At 35.3% G+C, this 19,164-nt stretch carries 12 protein-coding genes; all 12 read right to left on the bottom strand.

Going from position 1 to position 19,164, the window contains the following annotated elements:
* Nucleotides 1-946: 946 nt before the first annotated feature.
* The 12 genes from GQ598_RS02710 to GQ598_RS02655 all read right to left on the bottom strand — a co-directional run bounded on the left by GQ598_RS02710 (nt 947) and on the right by GQ598_RS02655 (nt 19,023).
* Nucleotides 947-2,407, bottom strand: coding sequence for a hypothetical protein (locus tag GQ598_RS02710; RefSeq protein ID WP_160402248.1), 1,461 nt, complete (start codon nt 2,405-2,407; stop codon nt 947-949).
* Nucleotides 2,408-2,531: 124 nt separating this feature from the next.
* A complete protein-coding gene (locus tag GQ598_RS02705; RefSeq protein ID WP_160402247.1) occupies nt 2,532-3,908 on the bottom strand; it encodes a VWA domain-containing protein in 1,377 nt (458 codons plus the stop codon).
* A 64-nt stretch (nt 3,909-3,972) separates the two neighbouring features.
* A complete protein-coding gene (locus tag GQ598_RS02700) occupies nt 3,973-4,455 on the bottom strand; it encodes a hypothetical protein (RefSeq protein ID WP_160402246.1) in 483 nt (160 codons plus the stop codon).
* A gap of 2 nt (nt 4,456-4,457) precedes the next feature.
* Complete coding sequence (locus GQ598_RS02695; RefSeq protein ID WP_160402245.1) at nt 4,458-5,147, bottom strand: hypothetical protein; 690 nt, start codon at nt 5,145-5,147, stop codon at nt 4,458-4,460.
* Nucleotides 5,140-6,762 carry an SUMF1/EgtB/PvdO family nonheme iron enzyme gene (locus tag GQ598_RS02690; RefSeq protein ID WP_202112650.1) on the bottom strand — a complete coding sequence of 541 codons (1,623 nt, stop codon included), beginning with the start codon at nt 6,760-6,762 and terminating at the stop codon, nt 5,140-5,142. Before GQ598_RS02690 ends, GQ598_RS02695 begins: the two co-directional genes overlap by 8 nt.
* A complete protein-coding gene (locus GQ598_RS02685) occupies nt 6,719-7,942 on the bottom strand; it encodes an ABC transporter permease (protein WP_160402244.1) in 1,224 nt (407 codons plus the stop codon). Before GQ598_RS02685 ends, GQ598_RS02690 begins: the two co-directional genes overlap by 44 nt.
* A 3-nt stretch (nt 7,943-7,945) precedes the next feature.
* Nucleotides 7,946-8,662 carry an ABC transporter ATP-binding protein gene (locus GQ598_RS02680; protein ID WP_160402243.1) on the bottom strand — a complete coding sequence of 239 codons (717 nt, stop codon included), beginning with the start codon at nt 8,660-8,662 and terminating at the stop codon, nt 7,946-7,948.
* Between the two features lies 1 nt (nt 8,663).
* Nucleotides 8,664-10,628, bottom strand: a complete 1,965-nt coding sequence (locus GQ598_RS02675) for a vWA domain-containing protein (RefSeq protein WP_160402242.1) — start codon at nt 10,626-10,628, stop codon at nt 8,664-8,666.
* 12 nt (nt 10,629-10,640) lie between these two features.
* A complete protein-coding gene (locus tag GQ598_RS02670) occupies nt 10,641-11,648 on the bottom strand; it encodes a hypothetical protein (protein ID WP_160402241.1) in 1,008 nt (335 codons plus the stop codon).
* A 107-nt stretch (nt 11,649-11,755) separates the two neighbouring features.
* Nucleotides 11,756-14,428, bottom strand: a complete 2,673-nt coding sequence (locus tag GQ598_RS02665) for a putative virulence factor (protein ID WP_160402240.1) — start codon at nt 14,426-14,428, stop codon at nt 11,756-11,758.
* Complete coding sequence (locus GQ598_RS02660; protein WP_160402239.1) at nt 14,425-17,451, bottom strand: virulence factor SrfB; 3,027 nt, start codon at nt 17,449-17,451, stop codon at nt 14,425-14,427. Before GQ598_RS02660 ends, GQ598_RS02665 begins: the two co-directional genes overlap by 4 nt.
* Before the next feature lie 9 nt (nt 17,452-17,460).
* On the bottom strand, nt 17,461-19,023 hold the full coding sequence (locus GQ598_RS02655; RefSeq protein ID WP_160402238.1) for an SrfA family protein: 1,563 nt from the start codon (nt 19,021-19,023) through the stop codon (nt 17,461-17,463).
* Nucleotides 19,024-19,164: the final 141 nt, after the last annotated feature.

The raw sequence follows: 19,164 nt of genomic DNA, 5'->3' as shown, positions 1-19,164 counted from the left end.
CCCGATACAACTCCATGATACTGCATAATATCCTTCCTGTCAATTAACTTTTTGTTTTATTTACTTTTTTATTGCTAATAGCTCACAAAATAAGCTGTTTATGCTAAGCCTTTGAAAGTATAGCTTATTTTAAAAATGGGTAACTATTTTTTTTGTTAAAATTTGTAATGTTTTGCTTGGATTAAAGTTAAGATTTCACCAAGAAATGTTAAAAAATGTTTTTTGGAAATTGTTTTCGATTAAAAAAAGAACATAAAAAATCTCAATAAAATCAATATGTTTTCTGACTTATTTTTTAGTAACTCTTAGGTCTTTTTTAACAAAAACTATGTAAAGCTATTTGATTTGTCTTATTCCGGTGTCAGAGGCGTTGCTAGTGAAGTGAGGTTAACACGCCAAACTTCCCTGTTTGGCGTGCCAAGTTTTTTTAGTAGTTGTGCTCCATGCGTATCAAAACTGGATCAATAGCGTTGTACTACAATGAAAACATTGATAGCAACAACGTTATTAACGTTAATAGGATGTCAAATAAACTCATTTGTTATGTAAGTATAACTATTAAATATAAAATACGGATGAAATTTTTTGCAAAGAATGGTAAAGAAAAATCAAAAAAAACAACAATAAAATTAAATGGATAAAAAGCAATCAAAGATTGATCAGTGCTTAACTAATTTTAAAACAAAAAGTGATCAATTACATAGTGACCTATCCATCTTTAAAAAATAATGCCTAATTTTGCTTTTTTATATCGCATTTCAAAGAAATTTAGGCTGAAACAATTTGCTAAGACTAACTTTGGTTAGGCTTTAGAGACGTATTACTTTGTAGGTTGATTTTTTTTAATTAAATCAATATAACTTTCAACAACTTTTAGTCAATTTTGTTGATGATAAGGATTGTTTGGGTGAGTAACCTACAGTAGTTATCCCGCCCTATTTTATTTTTATTGGCATATTGGCCTGTTGATTTTTAAACTTGAGACTGCATTGTTCATTTGTTTAATCATATCTTGTGGACTTTGGGCTATATAGACTTTTCCTCCGGTGGCATTAGCAATGCAATCTATTTTATGTTCGCCAGCAATATCAACAATGTTAATTTTTAATCGTGGTTTTTGTGCAGCAATATAGTTAGCCAAAGTACAAATATTATTTCTTGTACAACTATCTTCGCCATCACTAATAATAAGAATATAATCATCACGTGTTATACCATCTAGTATTTTACTGGCTTTTTCTAGACCACTATATAAAGGTGTTCCAGCCTCGTCTGTTGTAGAGGGTGTTAATTGTTTAATTTTATGCTTTAGTGACACGCGATTAGTGTACTTATAAAATGGCGAAACATCGGCTGCGGGGCAATTCGTCAAGGTTACTAGCGATATATCAATGTTCGGTTGTATGCTGTCAATGCTGGAAGTAGCTACACTTTTACTACTTGATAAACGAGTTGGTAAGCGCGTCATACGCTTTTCATATTTGATTTTTTCTTCCTCTGACATATTACGGCCATAATCATCCCACAAATATCGAAAGTATCGCTCAACCTCTGATGGCGATTCATTCAATGTCACTGTCATCGATGGTGAATTATCAAACACTATTGCCATTTTAGATGGATTAGGCTCTTTGTTCATCTCTTCTTTGGTTATACAGTTAGGTGGATTTTTTACCTTTGGTGCTGGTGGTGGCACCGGTTTCGGTTTTGGTTTGGGCTCAGATATTGCTGTTGACGTAGGTTCTTCTGGCACAGTATCTTTTGGCTCACTAACAGGCTCAGGGGTCGATTTAGGTTCTGGTTCTGGTTTGGGTTCAGGTTTCTTTACTACAACAACTGCCATTGGATGGCGAACAGCTAACTTTTGTTTACCAAATGGGCAAAATAAATACCAAAGAATACCAAGTAAACCAATAAGCAATAAGGCTAAAAGTAAAAAATGCCACCAACGCCAAAATGGCTTTGGTGGAATAACTGGGACCACTGCAGGTAAAACCGGTTCTTCAAAGGTATTGACAATAACCGGTTCATCATTAATCACATAAATTTGGTTACCTAAACTTTTAATTCTTGGAAGCCATACCAAAACTAAACTTCGCTCTTCACCGCTTAATGGCATTAGTTTAATAGCATTTTCAATATCATTAATACGTGTTTGTAATGTTTTGGTTATCTTATTTTTATGCGATTTGTCAGCAATTCTATCAAGTAAAAGCGGTTGCCCTTCAAGATTGGTATACCAGCCTAGGTATTGATTGTTATCAATTAGCTTTGGTGATGCTAAAATCGAAAAAGTGCGATCGGTTAAATGTGATTTTAATAATAATAGTAAGGAATGATATTGTTCTAATAGAGATATCTTCTCCGGGTTATTATAATCAAAGGCTATCCGCGTTATTCGTTGCATTATTGATTTAATTCCTTGCAGTTGACTATTATTCTTATACTAAAATAACACTAACTTGAAACGTTTTTACGAATAGAAATATCAAAAACGAGATATTCAATTATCTAGTATTATTTGTAAATAATTATTCACATATCGGTTTACTAATATTCATATTCGAAACGGCATTATTCATTTGTTTAACTATCTGTGTTGGGTTTTGAGCGATATAAACCTTACCTCCTGTTTTTTCCGCTACACAGTCAATTTTATGTTGTCCAGCAATATCGACAATATTTATCTTTAGACGGGGTTGTTGAGCTGCGATCTTGCCGGCTAAAGTACAAATATTCGCTTTGGTACAATTATCTTCGCCATCACTAATTACTAAGATGTAATCATCATGGTTTATGCCATCAAGCATTTTACTCGCTTGCTTTATACCACTGTATAAAGGCGTTGCACTGTTATTTTCTAATGGATTTAACCGACTAATTTTATTTTTTAGTTTACCTCTATTTTCATAATGATAAAACGAGGTAGTTTGTGCAGCAGGGCAAGCAGAAAGGGTAACTAACGCAATATTAACATCGGGTTGTATTTTATCAATAGTCGATAATGCAACCTTTTTACTACTTGATAAACGATTAGGTAAACGTGTCATACGTTTTTCGTATGCATCAGCTTCTTGTTCGGTCATTGAATACCAATCAGAATTTAAGTATTGATTAATGGAGGCTTGAGATTCCATCAATGTCAATGTCATTGAGGCTGAATTGTCAAATATCATAACCATTTTAGGCTTGTCAGTATTATTTGCAATTTCTTCACGAGTAATACAATTTTTAGGTGCTGGTATCGGTTCAGGCTCCGATTTTACAACGGGTTGTTCCTCTTTAGGTGGCTCAACAACTGGATCTGGTTTCTGTTCTTCAACAGGCAGAGTAATGACAGGTTCAACATCAGCAATCACTGGCTTTTCTTTTTCATATGGACAAAATAAATACCAAAGAATACCCAGTAACCCAAGGATTAATAAGGCTAAAAGTAAAAAATGCCACCAACGCCAAAATGATTTTGGTGGAATAACAGGGACTGGTGCAGGTAAAATGGGATCTTCAAAGATATTGACAATAACTGGGTCATCATTAATCACATAAATATGGTTACCTAAACTTTTAATTCTAGGTAACCATGATGAAATAAATGTCCGCTGCTCAGCAGTGATTGACATTAACTTAACCGTAGCTTCAATATCGTTAATACGATTTTGTAACGTTTTTTCTATCTTAGCTTTATGTGATTGATCGCTAATTTCACTCAATAAGATAGGCTGCCCTTCTAAAGGGCTGTACCATCCAATATATTGATTATCATCAATCAACCTTGGTATAGCTAAGATCGAAAAAGTACGTTCAGTTAAATGCGATTTTAGCAATGCTAACAAAGAATTATATTGATCGAATAAAGACATCTTTTCAGAATGATTATGATCAAAAATAATTCTTGTTATTCGCTGCATTGCTAATTCATTTCCTTTTATTTAGCTTCTGTTTTATTTAAACATTGATTTAGTAAAAATATATTTATATATTCAGTGCTTTTTGCAATTGTTGCAGCTTTTTATTTAACTTTTCAAGCTCAACTTGTTTTTCAAGTTCAGAACTATTTGAATTGTTGACCTTATTTAGTTGCTGTTCAATATCTTTTACTTGAGCCTGCAAGTCATCACGACCTTTGGCTTTTTGTTTTACTTCATTTGTCAGTTTAGTTAAATCAGTTTTCAACTTTTGCTGCTGTGCCTTTTTCTGTTTAATGCTTAACGAGGTGGCATTTTTTTGCTTCTCGATGGTGGCATAAATCTCTTTAAACTGCTGATTAGCTCTTACTTCATTTTCTAGAATTTGTTTTTTCTGATCAATTCGAGCCTGATAATTGCCTGAATAATTACAGCTGATTTTATCCATAATTCCAATATTGGTATTAGTCGGATCGCACTGTTCGGGCGTTGTTGAACAACCAGCTAAAAAAATAAGCGGGCTGAGTAATAGAAGGTATCTTTTTTTCATAATTAGCTCACCTTAACTGCTGAACGTTGTTTGGTAACAAGATTAATTTGATTTTCAAGTACTGATATTTGTTTATGCAATTGACTAATTTGTTGATCCAGCCTTGATACTCTAACACCTGATTGTCGTTCTTGAGAAGATATTGAAACCCAATCATTCTCAACTTTTTTCATGCTTTTTAATTTGTCTCTTAAATAAGCAATATTTGCATCAATTTGTGTCAAATCATTTTGTGCTTGTTTTTTATTTAATGTGTCATTTTTTATTTGATTATTTAATACTTTCAGTGTTGCTAAATTCTTATCTAATACTGCTTTAGCTGTTTCGGTCACCGCTTGTACTTCGTAAGTGTTCTTTTGAACATCTTGAATATAAACATCTAGACGCATCTCATCATCAGCATATTCAGCCCGTTTACTGTCAAGATAATAGTTAGCCCCCATCATCACACCACAACCAACAGCCGCAGACGCAAGACATACCCCTGTTTTTCCGCCAGCTAACATACAACCAATACCGCCTAAACCAGCACCGATAGCACAAGATTGCCAAGCTGATTTGCTAAAAAACTTAGCTGTATTGCTTTTTGTTAATGCAGGATCGACATTTCTAGAACTTACTCCTCCTGAGCCTTGACACCCTGTTAAAATAAGCGATATACACAAAGTCAGTATTACTATAATTTTATTCATCATTTTTTCCTTTTATCTCATTACACGTTTGTAGCCAAGCTATCCGCTCGATCTTCCCCGATTCAATATATTGATTAATATGTTTGAAATAGAGTTTTAAATAATCGCTCATATTCGCTTTACCGCTATTTTCGAGGATAAATTGCGTTGATTTAACTTGATCATTAATCGTATTTTTCTCGTAATTTGACGCTGTATTAACAATCGTGTCGGAATAATATTTTAATATAAAGTCCCTAGCACTTTTAGACTCATCAACGACTTGTTTTAAATTATCAAGCTTCACTTTTGAGCACATATTGTCATCGGTCACAGTATCTGCCTCTTTTGAATCACAAACTTCATTAATCATTGTTTTATATAAATTATCATTATACTCAAACTTGCCATTCAAATCTGAAACATTAGCGCACAAAAATGCACCTAATTGTAATGCAGATTGAATAGAACGATCTCGTTGCTCATCACGCGCTTGATTGGCGCTACGTAAAAGTGCATTGAGTTGATTTAATTCTTTTTTTGTTTTTTCATCTTCAACTTGTTTAGTGATTTTTTCAAGTTCACTGACAACATTACCATTTTTTGTGCTATCAGTTTCACTGCCTAATTCACTCCATTCTTTGTCCAGTTCTTTTATTTTGTCATTCGAATTCATCACTTCAGTTGTATAAACTAAGCGAAATCCAACATCTTTACTTTTATAAGCATTTTTATCATCATAGAAAGGCTTTTCAGTACGAAAAGCACTGGTAGTTGAAGATTCGGGCGTTAAATAGCTCCCCCCACGAACAATCATTCCTCCTTGTTGTCCATGGTAGCGATCAAGTTTATTCATTCTAAACGAATCAAACATCATTTCGCTCGCATTACCTAAAATATCATACAGATCTAGGGGATTAGGATCTAACCTACCAATAAGTTGCAATTTACCATTAGCAGACTTAGCACCAGAAAACCACGCATAATTTTCGAGATTTTTAGCCATAGGGAATCGTGATTCTCGAAATTCCGATTCTGTCACTTTTGAACCACCACGCGCGGCATATTCCCATTCCGTATTATTGGGTAAACGGACATAACCATTCGGTAAATTTATTGATTTTATTTTTGACTGGTTTGCAAGTAACCAACGATTATATTTATCTGTAAAAGCGATAGCATCAAACCAGCTAATATCGGTGATAGGAAAGGAAAGACTTATTTTAGGAGTTGGACAAGTATCATTCATGACGGATTGATATTGCAATGTGGTAATCTCATATTTACCTATCAAATAATAACGCTCTTTACCTGAGTCAGAAAAGCTACCAGCAATATAATTGGGCGTGGCATACTCGGCAAAACCGAGCTCTTTTTGATTGCTCCCTAAAATGACTTTGACATCATCTAGCGGTTTATCGGTAGGGGTAAATACCTTTTTCATCACTAAACTACCATCACATGGCATAGGTAAAACTACATCATCTTTTGCAGGCTTGGGATTATAAAATTTACTATCCCAAGGTTCAGCAAAGCTTAATGCCGGTAGTAAGCTAATTGTAGCCAATCCCCAACAAGCTAATCGGGTATAATTATGCTTCACGTAAGCTTTCTGCTGGTTGAATTTGAATAGCACTTCGCCCTCCTATAACCACAATGCCCGCTGAAATAAATAAAGTCACTAAAAATGCAATAATAAGATGATAAAATTGTAATTGACTCACAACGGATTGTGAAAGTAAATTTTTACCTAACACTAAATTAAAAGCACAATTTCCTACCGCAAACAGCCCACAAGAGATTATAAAAGCAAAACAGCTCAAAATCATTGCTTGATTAATTAAATAAAGCATAATGCCTTTCGAGCGAAATCCAAGTAATCGCATAAAAGCAATATCTTTGCGTTTACGTTCAATATTCGATAAAAATGACCCAGTAAATGATAAAACACATCCCAATACTGCCGTAATAGCAATAACGCTAAAAATAAAATTAAGCACTCGATCGATTGCTTGCATGTTTTCAATTGCATTAGCCTCGGTACGTGTTTCTATATGTTTTTCTCGTAATTTAAATGCTAATGGAGCCACATTATCCAGTGAGTCTGCATAAATACGGGCTCGCGCAAACGACGTATGATGAGGTGGATTTAATTGCCCAGTAGAAGTCACAAAAACATCACTTTGATAACCATCATAATAATTTTCCATATCAATCAGTAAATCTAAAGAGACAAAAGCTGCTGCACGGCTATAACGATTTTCGGGAATAATACCAACCACTTCTAATTGTGTCATTCCTTTTTCAAGTTTTCCATCAAGCTGCCTTGTGATCACCATTTTCACAAGACTTCCCATCGTGACTTGCATTTTTTCGGCCGATAATGAACTTAATAAAATTTGCTTTTTATTATTAGGTAATGGCAAATTTTTTGTTATTGGATCATCTTTAGCCGTGGGAATAATTTCGGTATTATTAACAAAATGGCTGGCATCTTTCATTAAATCAGCTTGCGTATTTAATGAACGTGTGAGTGGAATAACAAAAGCTGTTTCAGGTTGCTGTTTTATCCACTCAAACATTTCATCTTTAAGTTGCAAATTCCCCACAATTTTTATTTCTAAATTTTGCGGATCACTGAGTAATTGCTCTCGAAGCTGCGAAACAACACCGTATTTTAAACTAAATAACAATAATAATGGCGTAATCACTGATATTACTGAGGCAATAATACAAAATGATACTTTTTTGTCATACCATAAGTCCGCTAACGATAAACGAGTAACAAGTAACCATTTTGATATTGCTTTAGTCATTTTTTACGCCTTATCTTGTAACGGTGAAAATTCTGATGATTGTGCGGAAGTTAACTTAGCTGATAAATTCAATAACCCTTTGTTAGCTATACATTGCAAGTCATGTGTGACAATCATAGCAGTAATATTATCTTGCTGAGCTTGCTCAATAATTAAATCAAACAGTAAATTCGCATTATAGGGATCTAATGCCGAAGTCGGCTCATCGGCAAGTAATAACGCGGGTTTATGAATAATCGAACGAATAAAAGAAGCTCGTTGCCTTTCACCAATGGATAACTGTTTAGGGTGTTTATTGAGCAAATGTGCGATATTGAGTTTTTGCACTAGATAATCAAACCGGCTATTATCCACTTTTTTTTGTAATAACTTCAATGATAATAAAATGTTGTCACGAATCGTCAAAAATGGCAATAATCCACCTGTTTGCAGCATAAATCCTAAATATTGAGCGCGAATATCAGCAAGTTCATCGATTTTATCTTGCTTGATTAGCGTTGCGATATCAATATCATAATTATCAACAACTAAGTTATAACTATCAATGTGGTCTGGTTTTAATATCATTCCCACCATTTCAAGTAGCGTGCTTTTACCTGCACCACTATCACCTTGAATAACAACAACTTCACCTGAATTGACAGTAAGCTTTGGCAAGCAAACGCTAAAAAAGGATTTGCCTGTTGAGCGTGAAATCGATAATCGATTAATATTTAACATGTTACGGCAACATTTCTAATGGTATAGGATACACATTTTCACGCGGATCACTGCCGTCAGCTAATGAAATCCAACGATCGACATCCGCATTACATTTTTGATAATAGCGAATTTTACTGTTTAAATTACGGATAAATTTTTCTTGCTCAAGCCCACTCATACTTTTCCATGTATCTTGATCAAGTCCAGTGACATCGCTTTTATAAGGGATATTATCTAAATATTCACCTAGCAAACCTAAGTCAGCAATTTTTGTGACAGAATCGGATTTTAATTTACTTGGATCTTGCCCCATTGCCGCTGCAACAGAACGAAGTTGAGAGAACATATCATCAGCTGAAATCAATCCATCATTAGCCGCATTAGCGATTTTGCTAACCACGTCACTCAAATCACTCAGTTGCGATTTTGTTAATAATATACGCGGCTCTGCTGTTGGAATAGTCGGTTTAACAAAATCTTTATCGGCAATCCATGCTTTAAAAACTGACGGTGCTTGAGTGCCCTTAACATCCCCCAAATAAGCCAGTTGCATTGCCTTGCTTAATAGCAATGCATCTTTTAACATGTCTGAGTTATCGTCTTTTGCATTGATGGCATTACCAACAGAAGCTTCACCTTTATAAGCAAGTTTAACTTGTTCAGACAGTGCTTTTGCTAGCAAATCAACTTTTTGACCAAACTCATTCACATCACCTGCATTCACTGGGTAATAAAGTGATTTATGAATAAAATCGTTATACGTTAAGTCTGAATATTGCGCTGCCGCTATTTGGTGATCTTTTGCACCACTTGGCGTTTTTAAATGTAATGCATAAATTGCAACACCTTTATGCTGAGCTTCAAGTCTTAATTGCGCTGCATCCATGCCAGTGCTAGAGAGCTTATCATCACCAGGAATTGCACTCGCATCTGTTATTAAAATCATATAACGCGCACCAAAACTATTCCAATTAATATCATTTAATGCTTGAGCAACACCCGCATAAGAGTCTTCAGCAAAATACGAGGTAGAAACGGTAGCTTGTTTAAGCGAAGAACTCAGTTGTTTAAAATCTTCCTTATCTTTAACTTTATTGGGATCCGCAAAAATTTTGGTCACAAATTCAAGCTTATCTGATGCCTTTAAGCTTGACCGAAATGAAACCAATCCAAACTTAACTTGACTTTGCAAATTTTCTTTTTCAATATGTTGATAAACTCGCTCTACCGCTTCCTTAGTCCTTGAAATATAAGGATCCATAGAAATAGTCGAATCAATAACAAACACTATGGCAGCTTTAAAAGGAGCTACTTGGTTAGCACTATCATCAGTCGTTTGGGTAGTTGTTGGTTTTGTGTTATTTTTTATCAATGATTCTTGTTTACTAACGGAGGCAACTTCTAACACTCGCTCATAAAACCCTTGCCCATTCATCACTTCTTCACCTTGTAAAATAGGTAATAAATAGAAGTTACTTTTAAAATCAATGAACTCTTTCGGTTCTTGAGCCACCACTTCTGAAGCAGGTTTATTGGCTTTTAATGCATCACGAATAGGTTTTAATAAAGCTTCAGGCTTATCTGCCTCAACAATCGCCGTTAGTGAGGCCTTATCTTTAAAAAAGAGCAAAGGATCACGATCAACTGGATTTGTAAAAACCAATGTCATTTGCATATTCCAAGCGATCGCACATGAATTATTAATCCAACCAATGGTTTTTCCATAAGAATCTGGACCAACACTAAGCCACTCTTGATTATTGTCATTTTTGCGTTCATAAACATAATAACGGGAAAATGCAGGCAAGGATTTGCCTGTAGCATCGGTAATATTGTTTTTTAATTCACACGTTGGGGTACTTAATACTCGTTGGTATAGGGTTGTTTTTCCAGCCTGTTTAAGTGGCTCAGTTGCAAACCCTATCAACGGTAGGCATGTTAGACCTAGTGTGCAAATAAATTTCGAGATAGCTAGCTTATTCATTCTTGCTCCTCATTATTTTTGTAATTCGGTTAAACGATCTTTAACGAACATATTATTTGCATCATTAGTCAAAGATGTTTCATACCAATAAATAGCCGTTTCTTTATCTGCTTTAAAGCAATTATTTGCTTCATAATATTTTTCGTCATACTCTTTTGCATATAACATCGCAATTTTAGGATTAGTTTGAGCCTGATTTGCATATAACCGCTGAGCAATATTACATTTTTCAGTTTTTTTAGCTTCAGTAATGATTTGAATAATGGCATCCGTCTCTGGCTTGGTCTGTAAACATTGTTGAATAAAGGTTAAATCATCAGTAGAGGTGTTGTTCAAACTACATTGACCACTCATTTGCACTGCTGGAGTTGGTGCTGTTGGTTGTGATTGATTTTTGGAAAATAAAAAATACCATGCAGCAATGCCAAGTCCAATTAGCACTATACAACCGATAATAATAGCCACAATTAACCCTAGGCGACTTTTCGATTTAACTGGTTCCACTGGTTTTATTTCTAGTTCTGGTTCGATAGGTTCTGCTAACGTTTCACTTTCAGGGTCAAGACTAGATTCTTCAATTAATGGTGTTTGATCTTCAATAATAGAATCACTAACAGGATCTGGCTGCGCTATAGTTTGCTCGTCATTCGGTAATATTGTTTGCAAGTTTAATGCTGTTGATGAAAGAACCGAATCAGCAATACTCACAACGCCCCTATCAACATAATGCTCATTTTGCTTATCACGAATTTGTATAAGAAATCGAACCCTGCTTTCTTGTGATAATAAAGAGTCGACCAGCCATTCACCAATTTGGCCAGTTAATTGTTGATTATCAACAGACATATTTTCAACGGCGTGCCAGTTTTTTTCAGGGCTCCATTGATTCAAACCAGATAAATAATAGCCGTCTTGATTTCGTTGTATAAGCATATCAATGTCAGAACTACCATTCCATTTTTGAGCTAAAAACTTCGCAATACCCGGTTTATAACCATCTAATTCTATTCTTAATGCCATGATATCCTCTATTTTTATACTCAAATATTTGAGTATTGTTTATCTGAGCTATTGAATAGGAAAGGGCTTTTCGCTCAAAAAGACTTTCCTACTATACTTTGTTATTTTTAATTAATCCGCGATTGCTTAAAAAAAGCAAGAATGGTGCCCAATTGGCTATTTTGTTCTTGGCTAATTTCGCGTCCTGCATGATGCCCTACATTTTCTTGCGCAAGCATAGCAAAGGCAATAAACCAATCAAATATTGCATATTGAGAATAATTTTTAGTATTATCATCTAGCTTTGGTAATAAATGCGATGATTGCACATTAAATTCGCTTAATGGTGAAGAAAATATTGGTTTATCCTGATTAACTTTGCTCATTGGTATATTACTTGCTTGCCCTTGAATAAAACCAAGCCAAGCAATAAAGTCGGCCAGTAAGGTATGAATAGTGCTCACTTGTCTAGACTCTAGATCATCACGTTTACTACCTGTGTTTTCATTATTCAAAATGCGTTCGCTTAAACTTGCTTCAAGTTTTATTCGATTTGCAGCAGTAATCAGTTCTTCTACCATAAAAGAAAGCGATTTTTGATTGATACCGAAAAACTGCAAGATATGCTTATCTAGCACAATATTTCTTAAATGCTCTAACCATGCCGAAAAAACTGTTTTTGCAAACTTTGATTCAGTAGGTAATTGGGTGCTTTGTTTGGTGGTTGATGATGAATTAACATCAGAAAATAGTTCAAAATCAGCCGTTAAACCAAAATCATTGGATAAATTATCTAACACATTATCATTATCAGCTTGCTGCGTTTCATCTTCAACAGTATTGGAATGATAAAGCGCTCTAATGGTTTGATCTGGCAATTCAAACGCTTTAAGTAGCTCACCTAATAATAGTGCTTTACTCTGTAACTCTTTAACAACATCAGCAATGATTTGTTTTTTCTTAGCTAGCTCTTCATCATTGTTTGCTTGATACCAAGTATCAAAACGCATATTAATAATATATGCAATTTTTTCATTAAGCTGTTCAACAATTCGTTGCTGTTTGACTTCAGTAATAGCCACTTGTTCTAAGTATTGGCTAATTCGCCCTATACCACCATCATTGAGTTTTAACATGGCATCCCATGCTTCTTCTGGCTGGAACACATACTGTTTGATATCACTATTTTGCACAAATGTATTTCTTAATACATTCATTTTATCTTGGTAATTTTCATTATAAGATTGCTCTTGGCAGGTGTTCGGCTCGACATTTAAAAACGGTACATCAAATCCCGGTTTACGGACAAGAAAGACATTATTAAATTTATGTTCGTTAGACCAGTTGCTTAACCAATCGTAACTACCAAAGCGTTCTAAAATAGTTTGCTGAAGTAACCCACCTTTACCCCAGCTATTTTTAAGATTGTCTTCTGATAGAGTTAATGAGGTACCAATGCGTTTATCAAACATGGTAATTGCCCATAATAATCCCGCTTTTTTCGTTGCTCTTTTTTCAGCTGTTTCACCTTGAGTTTTATCGATCCAACGCTCAAGTACTGGACCAACATCATTAACATCTGATTGTTTATCTGACGGAGTGCAAACAACTAGCACGTTCATTTCTTGGCTATCAGTATATTTTTCAAAAAGATAAGCAACTTTACCCCGTAATAAAAGCTGAGCAATAGGGTTACCTTCTTTCACATCTGAAATCGATATCAAATTTAAACGCCCTCGATATCCAGGAAAATCAAGTAAATCCACATTTTCAAAAGTTGGCACTCTGGTTTTATTGACTAATGGGAAAATTAATTCGGCGGTTAAAAAAGCCAATTGAGCTAACGATATTGATGTTGGTGCACTATTTAATGGCGTTATGGTAATCGATGAATCTTTGTCGGTATTTAATCGCTCAAGAATATCGACATTCATAATACTGTCAATTTGCGACTTGGTGCCATTATTATCTTTCACTAATACTGAAAGCGGTGCATACACAGTTTCAGCATGGTGTAAACTTGATAATGTTGTCGCCAATTGAGTATAAATTATCGTCAGCTCAGTAATTCCACCCCATAAGACAGAAAACAGCTCGCCACGCTCTGCTATTGATAAATAAGGAATAAGGTACGTTACTTTTTCCCAATATCCTCCTTTCAATTCTTCAAGCGAGTTACCAAAATTTTCAGATAAATAATCGTAAAGATCAACAATATCATCCTCGTTAACACCACCAACATAATTGGTTTGTTTCTGATTTTCTAAGCGTTGAATTGTCTGATTTAACGGTGCAAACTCGATTTTATTAGATACTTTTTGCTGATCAAAATCTTTAAAATAAGCATTTATCAAGATTTTGACAATTTCGATCTCTTTAAATAATTTTAATTCTAACGGATAGTTAGGTATGCCCCCTTTGGCAATGCGGCTAAAGCGAGTGACAAGCCCCGTCGCCTCTTTACCACTACCCACGGGATTAACATGGTCAATAAAATCTAACACTTCATTATCGACAACCGTTTCAAGCTTACCATTCTCACCGGCTGCCAGTGCTGAAATAAGGTAGGATTTACCGGCCTGTGATAATCCAAAAAAACCAACTGCAACAGATTTAGTTGAGACATCTCCCAATCGTTTTGCGCTGTTACGTAACCGACGCAAATCCAAAATTAAGTTATCCGCTTCGCTATTTAAACGTTTAGATGAATGGCGTGTTTGATTCACCCACTCAATGGCCTTTGCAGATGCTTGATAGACCTGATCCCAAGATTTAGGCAGTTGTTCATTTAAGTTTTTCATCGTTTTATCATTCCACTATCAAGCCAATATTGTGTACTTATTAACCCCGAGTTAACCATGGTATTTAAACTTAGTTTAATATCCTGATTTTTATTACAGGCTCGCCCATCAGAGGCTTTTACTTCTTTAATATAAAAATTTTCGATCGCTTTTTGTTTATTTTTTATGCCTAAAGTCACTTCTAGCACGACGCCTTCAGCGCTTAATCGCTTAGCCACTTCACTGCTTTCAATCGTTAAAATATAGATAGGCGATGCTGGCCAACGGTCAACGTCAAGTTGCCTAAAACCAAGTCTTGTAGTGCCTCGAATTTCAAATGAGAGATTAGGAAAATCATAATCAGGATTATCCAGATCAATATCTTGGTAATAGACATTTTCTTTTTTAATCATATTAAGATTATCTAAAAGTCCAATGTACTTAACAGTTGAATATAAATCTATATTAGAGGATCTAAAATAGAAATTAGGTAATCGTAAATTCTTACTTAAAAAGCACAACATCGCCCCCACGGCTGCCGTTGTTTTAGGATCATCAATTCGTTCTTGTTTATGGAAAGGATACCAACCACCAGTATAATAACCATGCAAAGGTAAAATTCGACCAGCAGGCATGGATAAGCGTGATCGAAAATAACTTTGGATACCGGGTAAACGCGAAGGTCGACCAGTTAACAAAAGAACATCACACTGATAACAACTAATAATTTCGGATAACGCATCAAACGTTTTACAAATATTGTAATAATCACCCCGAATAAACATATAATGAATACGTTTAAGATTAATTTCGATACTTAAGTTAAGTACTGAAAAATCAGGATTATTTAATGCGCGCTTAATCGGTTCATTAATAAAATTAAGCACATTATCGGTCATCATATTGTGTTGTAATAATTCACCGAAAGTAGAACAATAGACATGTTGCTCTGTGTGTAATGGATCATAAAGTTCGTACGCTTTTAATATTTGTAATCCAATTGGTGTAAATAACTGTAAGGTAAGTTGCTGGCGTAATACCGCATCTTGAATTGATAGTTGCTGAGAACCAATAATGGTGGACAAAATTGGATTAGGGTCTGCAATTCCAGCTTGTTTTAAACCATTTGTTAAAGCCGTTATAACGGTATCTTGGATAATATCGAGTAAAATATCATCTCCAGCGACTTTGAACCCATCACGAAAAAGCTGAGTTGGCACAATATAGGCATTACTACTGTTGGCTTGCCCGTTAACGCCGTAGTCTAATTGATAATCGTTAATCACCAAATCGGTTGTGCCACCACCAATATCAACCGTTGCAATCGTTAGTTTTTGCTTATCGGCTTTCCCAGGACGGATCATTGAGGCAATAAACTCTTCACATCGCCCATTATAATTATTTTGTGTTTCGTTAAAAAGATACACAACTTGGCCACAAGTCGCTTCATCCCATTGAATATAAACTTCAGGAATATTTGGCCAAACACTTTTTAATTGTTCAGGGTTATTGAAATCAATATTGTCATCTGAACTATCCCAACCAAGGCTTTTCCAAACCAAACCGATGGCTTGATATACACAACTTTTAAATATTGCTTGTTCGGGTTTTGGCATGGCTGGCGGAATCGTTAAAATAATTGAACGTAAATTACGTGGTGTTTTCGCATGCTCTAATTTATTACGCTGAGCGACACTATTCATTTGCATTAATGCATGCATTAATACTTCACATAACATAAACGTCATCAAGGAGCTACGAGAATATTTTGGGTGGAAAACCGGCATTTTGCGATCATACTCTTCTTGAATATCATTGCTAAGAATATGCAATGCTTCACCATATTCATTAATTAAACTCGAAAAAGGCTCTGCCGTTGCAAATGGTTCATGATCACTTTTTACATAATGAGAGTTAAAACGCCACCCTTGTTCATATTTATCTTGATCCCACAAATAACGTTTTGGGCTTGAAAGTCCCGTTGCGCCTTCATTGCCTTCACGCCGACTTGCAAGTCGGCTTGCTTCTTGACCAACACGGACAATACTTGGCCAACGAAACGTGTCACGTCGCCCACTTTGCAAAGAAAAATGTTCCTTGCCAAAAAAAGTTTGGGCAAATTCAACTCGACTTTCAAACGGTTCATTATAAATATGTTCAGGCTGAGTTAAATCACGGATTTCAAGCTCATAACGATGATTTAAACTATCTTTATCTTGGGCATGATCTTCAATTAGAATCCCACAAGTACGTGAATTACCCACATCTAAAATCATATCGACAGGAATTGATTTCACCACATCATCTTTATTGTTTGACACAATTTTAATTGTCGGTAATTGCAATGAATCGGCAAGTAAATGGATGATATTTAGGTAGTGTCCATAATAAGATTTGCTTTTTATTTCTTGATTAAGATCATCTTTATGGATCTTTAACCGCTCAGATTGTGGCGCCAGCTCTTGAAAGAGATCAATTAACCAACTGGTTATCCATTTAAGCTCTAAATACCATGAAACCTGATCTGAACGATGTGCTAAACTAAAGACTGCGCCAGTCATCACATCATTTTCGGTTGGAGCAAGGTAAGCCACATCTTGTAAGTTAGCAAATACTTTTGTATCAAAAGCAAACGTAATTCGATGTGTATTACCACCAGGATCTTCACCTTCAGGAATGCTAACAATTCGAACCCGACTCCAATTATGCGGTCCTTGATCAAAGCGCTCTGGCGGTATTGAACGCAAAACAGGCACAGGTAACCAAATACCATCGTATAATTTTAACGACTGATCAACACTAATTTCTTGTGTTGGTTTGACAGCAAATGTTGGATTATCAGGTGTAAAAAATTGACCACTTTCAACATCTTCAATCAACCTGATGAGTGCACCACTTTCTGATGGATCAATAAAGGATCCATTGACTTTACTGCGCCATTGATTATCTTTCCAATCGATTTTAAGTGCAAAATCAAGAAACTGAATACCACTATTCATAATCAGTGTCACTTCTTGACCATAATTGCGTAATTCTGGAAGCATATATAACCTTTATTGTTTTTTCATCGTTATTGGGAATGCAGTCCCATTATTATAAATTCCTTGGCAATTGGCTTTATTATCTTTGCCTGGTGTGCATTGAATTTTGGGTAATTGATATTTGGTATTATCACTACAAACAGCCTCAGTATTACCCGCTATACCTAAATTAGCATTTTTAATATCGGTGCCAACATTACCTGTACATTTTACACCGTCACTACGTGTTATAGTGACTTCGCCATTACCATCTTTAAAATTATAACTTAATTGCAACGGTTTACCTGTGGCTTTGTCTTGAATACCCCCATTGGCGGACCATTGACCATCTAAGAATTTTGTAGAACCTTGCTTGATTGCATCTGCAGGTAAGGCTAAGTTATTGGTTTGATCAACCGCAGCATTAGAATCTGCTTTATTGTCTTTATCTGATGGTGAAGAAGTTTGGTCAGTACTATCTTTGTCTTGTCCATTTTGAACATCTGTATTATCTTTTTTATCGGGATCGGTAGGCGTTGATTTTTCATCTTTATCATCTGTTTTACCCACATCAGGCGCAGTCACTTGATCATTTTTATTATCTTGCGCATCTGGATTTGAAGTATTATTACCCTCATTTGCATTATCCGGTGCTAAAGAATGATCGACCGAATCACTTGCTACATCGGGGTTAGTCGGAGTATTGGTTCCATTGTCTAAAATCGTGCCATTTGGTATAGCACTACCCGTGACACCCAACCGATTATCAACAACCACATTTCTTGACTCAGTTTTTAATTCTGGTTCTGTCTCTTTTTTATCCTGCTTGTCATCCTTTTCAGGTTGACTAATATTGCTATTATCTAAAGATACATTCGGATTAATCGATATCTCAGGTTTTAACCAACAACCGCGTAGCAAAAATAACGCTAATAAGAGCAACAATAATAATGGTAATAACCCTAGCAACCATATCCACCAACGTTTCCACCATGGTTTATTATCAATAGACGTCGCAGAAGTAACGGCTGCTGCTTGTGTAACTTTTGCTACCGGCTCTAAACTATAGAATGGAGAATTACTCTGAGAGGTGTGCGGATACACAAATCCCCAGAAAGTAATCACCGGTTTACCGTTAACAATATAAACAAATTGATTACTTGGAAAACGTATTGCCATCAAATTAGGTTCGGCACTATCAACATTATTTTTTGGATCATAAATGAGACGGCTAAAAAGCAGTTGATCACCTTCTAAATTAGGATTACTGGCTAGCTGTTTGCCGAAACTCATCACTTTATGTTCAAATTCTTTCAGTAAAGCCAGCGCTGACTGTTGCTCAGATTCACTAGCTGAAGTCCAAGGAATAATATCATATTGCCCATCAGGCTGATTTGAATCAAAAGGAATATACCAATCAATAATATTGCCCTGATCATTGCGTTGAGGAATAGCTAAATAATCGGCATATTGTTTGCCTAATTTAACTCTAAACATTTCACGGATTTGAGCTGCAACTAAATAAGCGGCTTTACCGTCATGCCCTAGCATTTTAAAATCTTTAATATCACCACTTCGAAGTAACGTATTTGCCATATATTCCTTTCTATTATTGTATTTCTAGCATTCCTACCCAACAAAAATAAGTTTAACAGAAAACACCATTATTGTAATTGATATCATTATGGATATTATGAATTTTTAGTCATATTTTTGATAAGTTTCACCATAAATAAA

Source organism: Gilliamella sp. Pas-s95 (assembly GCF_009795795.1).
Classification (GTDB): Bacteria; Pseudomonadota; Gammaproteobacteria; order Enterobacterales; family Orbaceae; genus Gilliamella; species Gilliamella bombicola.
This window is presented reverse-complemented; position numbering and strand designations above follow the sequence as displayed.

What these genes read in the sequence shown, in the direction of transcription:
- GQ598_RS02675 (WP_160402242.1), bottom strand. Translation starts at nt 10,628, where the DNA reads ATGAATAAGCTAGCTATCTCGAAATTTATTTGCACACTAGGTCTAACA.
- GQ598_RS02695 (WP_160402245.1), bottom strand. Translation starts at nt 5,147, where the DNA reads ATGAATAAAATTATAGTAATACTGACTTTGTGTATATCGCTTATTTTA.
- GQ598_RS02665 (WP_160402240.1), bottom strand. Translation starts at nt 14,428, where the DNA reads ATGAAAAACTTAAATGAACAACTGCCTAAATCTTGGGATCAGGTCTAT.
- GQ598_RS02700 (WP_160402246.1), bottom strand. Translation starts at nt 4,455, where the DNA reads ATGAAAAAAAGATACCTTCTATTACTCAGCCCGCTTATTTTTTTAGCT.
- GQ598_RS02680 (WP_160402243.1), bottom strand. Translation starts at nt 8,662, where the DNA reads ATGTTAAATATTAATCGATTATCGATTTCACGCTCAACAGGCAAATCC.
- GQ598_RS02710 (WP_160402248.1), bottom strand. Translation starts at nt 2,407, where the DNA reads ATGCAACGAATAACGCGGATAGCCTTTGATTATAATAACCCGGAGAAG.
- GQ598_RS02660 (WP_160402239.1), bottom strand. Translation starts at nt 17,451, where the DNA reads ATGCTTCCAGAATTACGCAATTATGGTCAAGAAGTGACACTGATTATG.
- GQ598_RS02655 (WP_160402238.1), bottom strand. Translation starts at nt 19,023, where the DNA reads ATGGCAAATACGTTACTTCGAAGTGGTGATATTAAAGATTTTAAAATG.
- GQ598_RS02705 (WP_160402247.1), bottom strand. Translation starts at nt 3,908, where the DNA reads ATGCAGCGAATAACAAGAATTATTTTTGATCATAATCATTCTGAAAAG.
- GQ598_RS02685 (WP_160402244.1), bottom strand. Translation starts at nt 7,942, where the DNA reads ATGACTAAAGCAATATCAAAATGGTTACTTGTTACTCGTTTATCGTTA.
- GQ598_RS02670 (WP_160402241.1), bottom strand. Translation starts at nt 11,648, where the DNA reads ATGGCATTAAGAATAGAATTAGATGGTTATAAACCGGGTATTGCGAAG.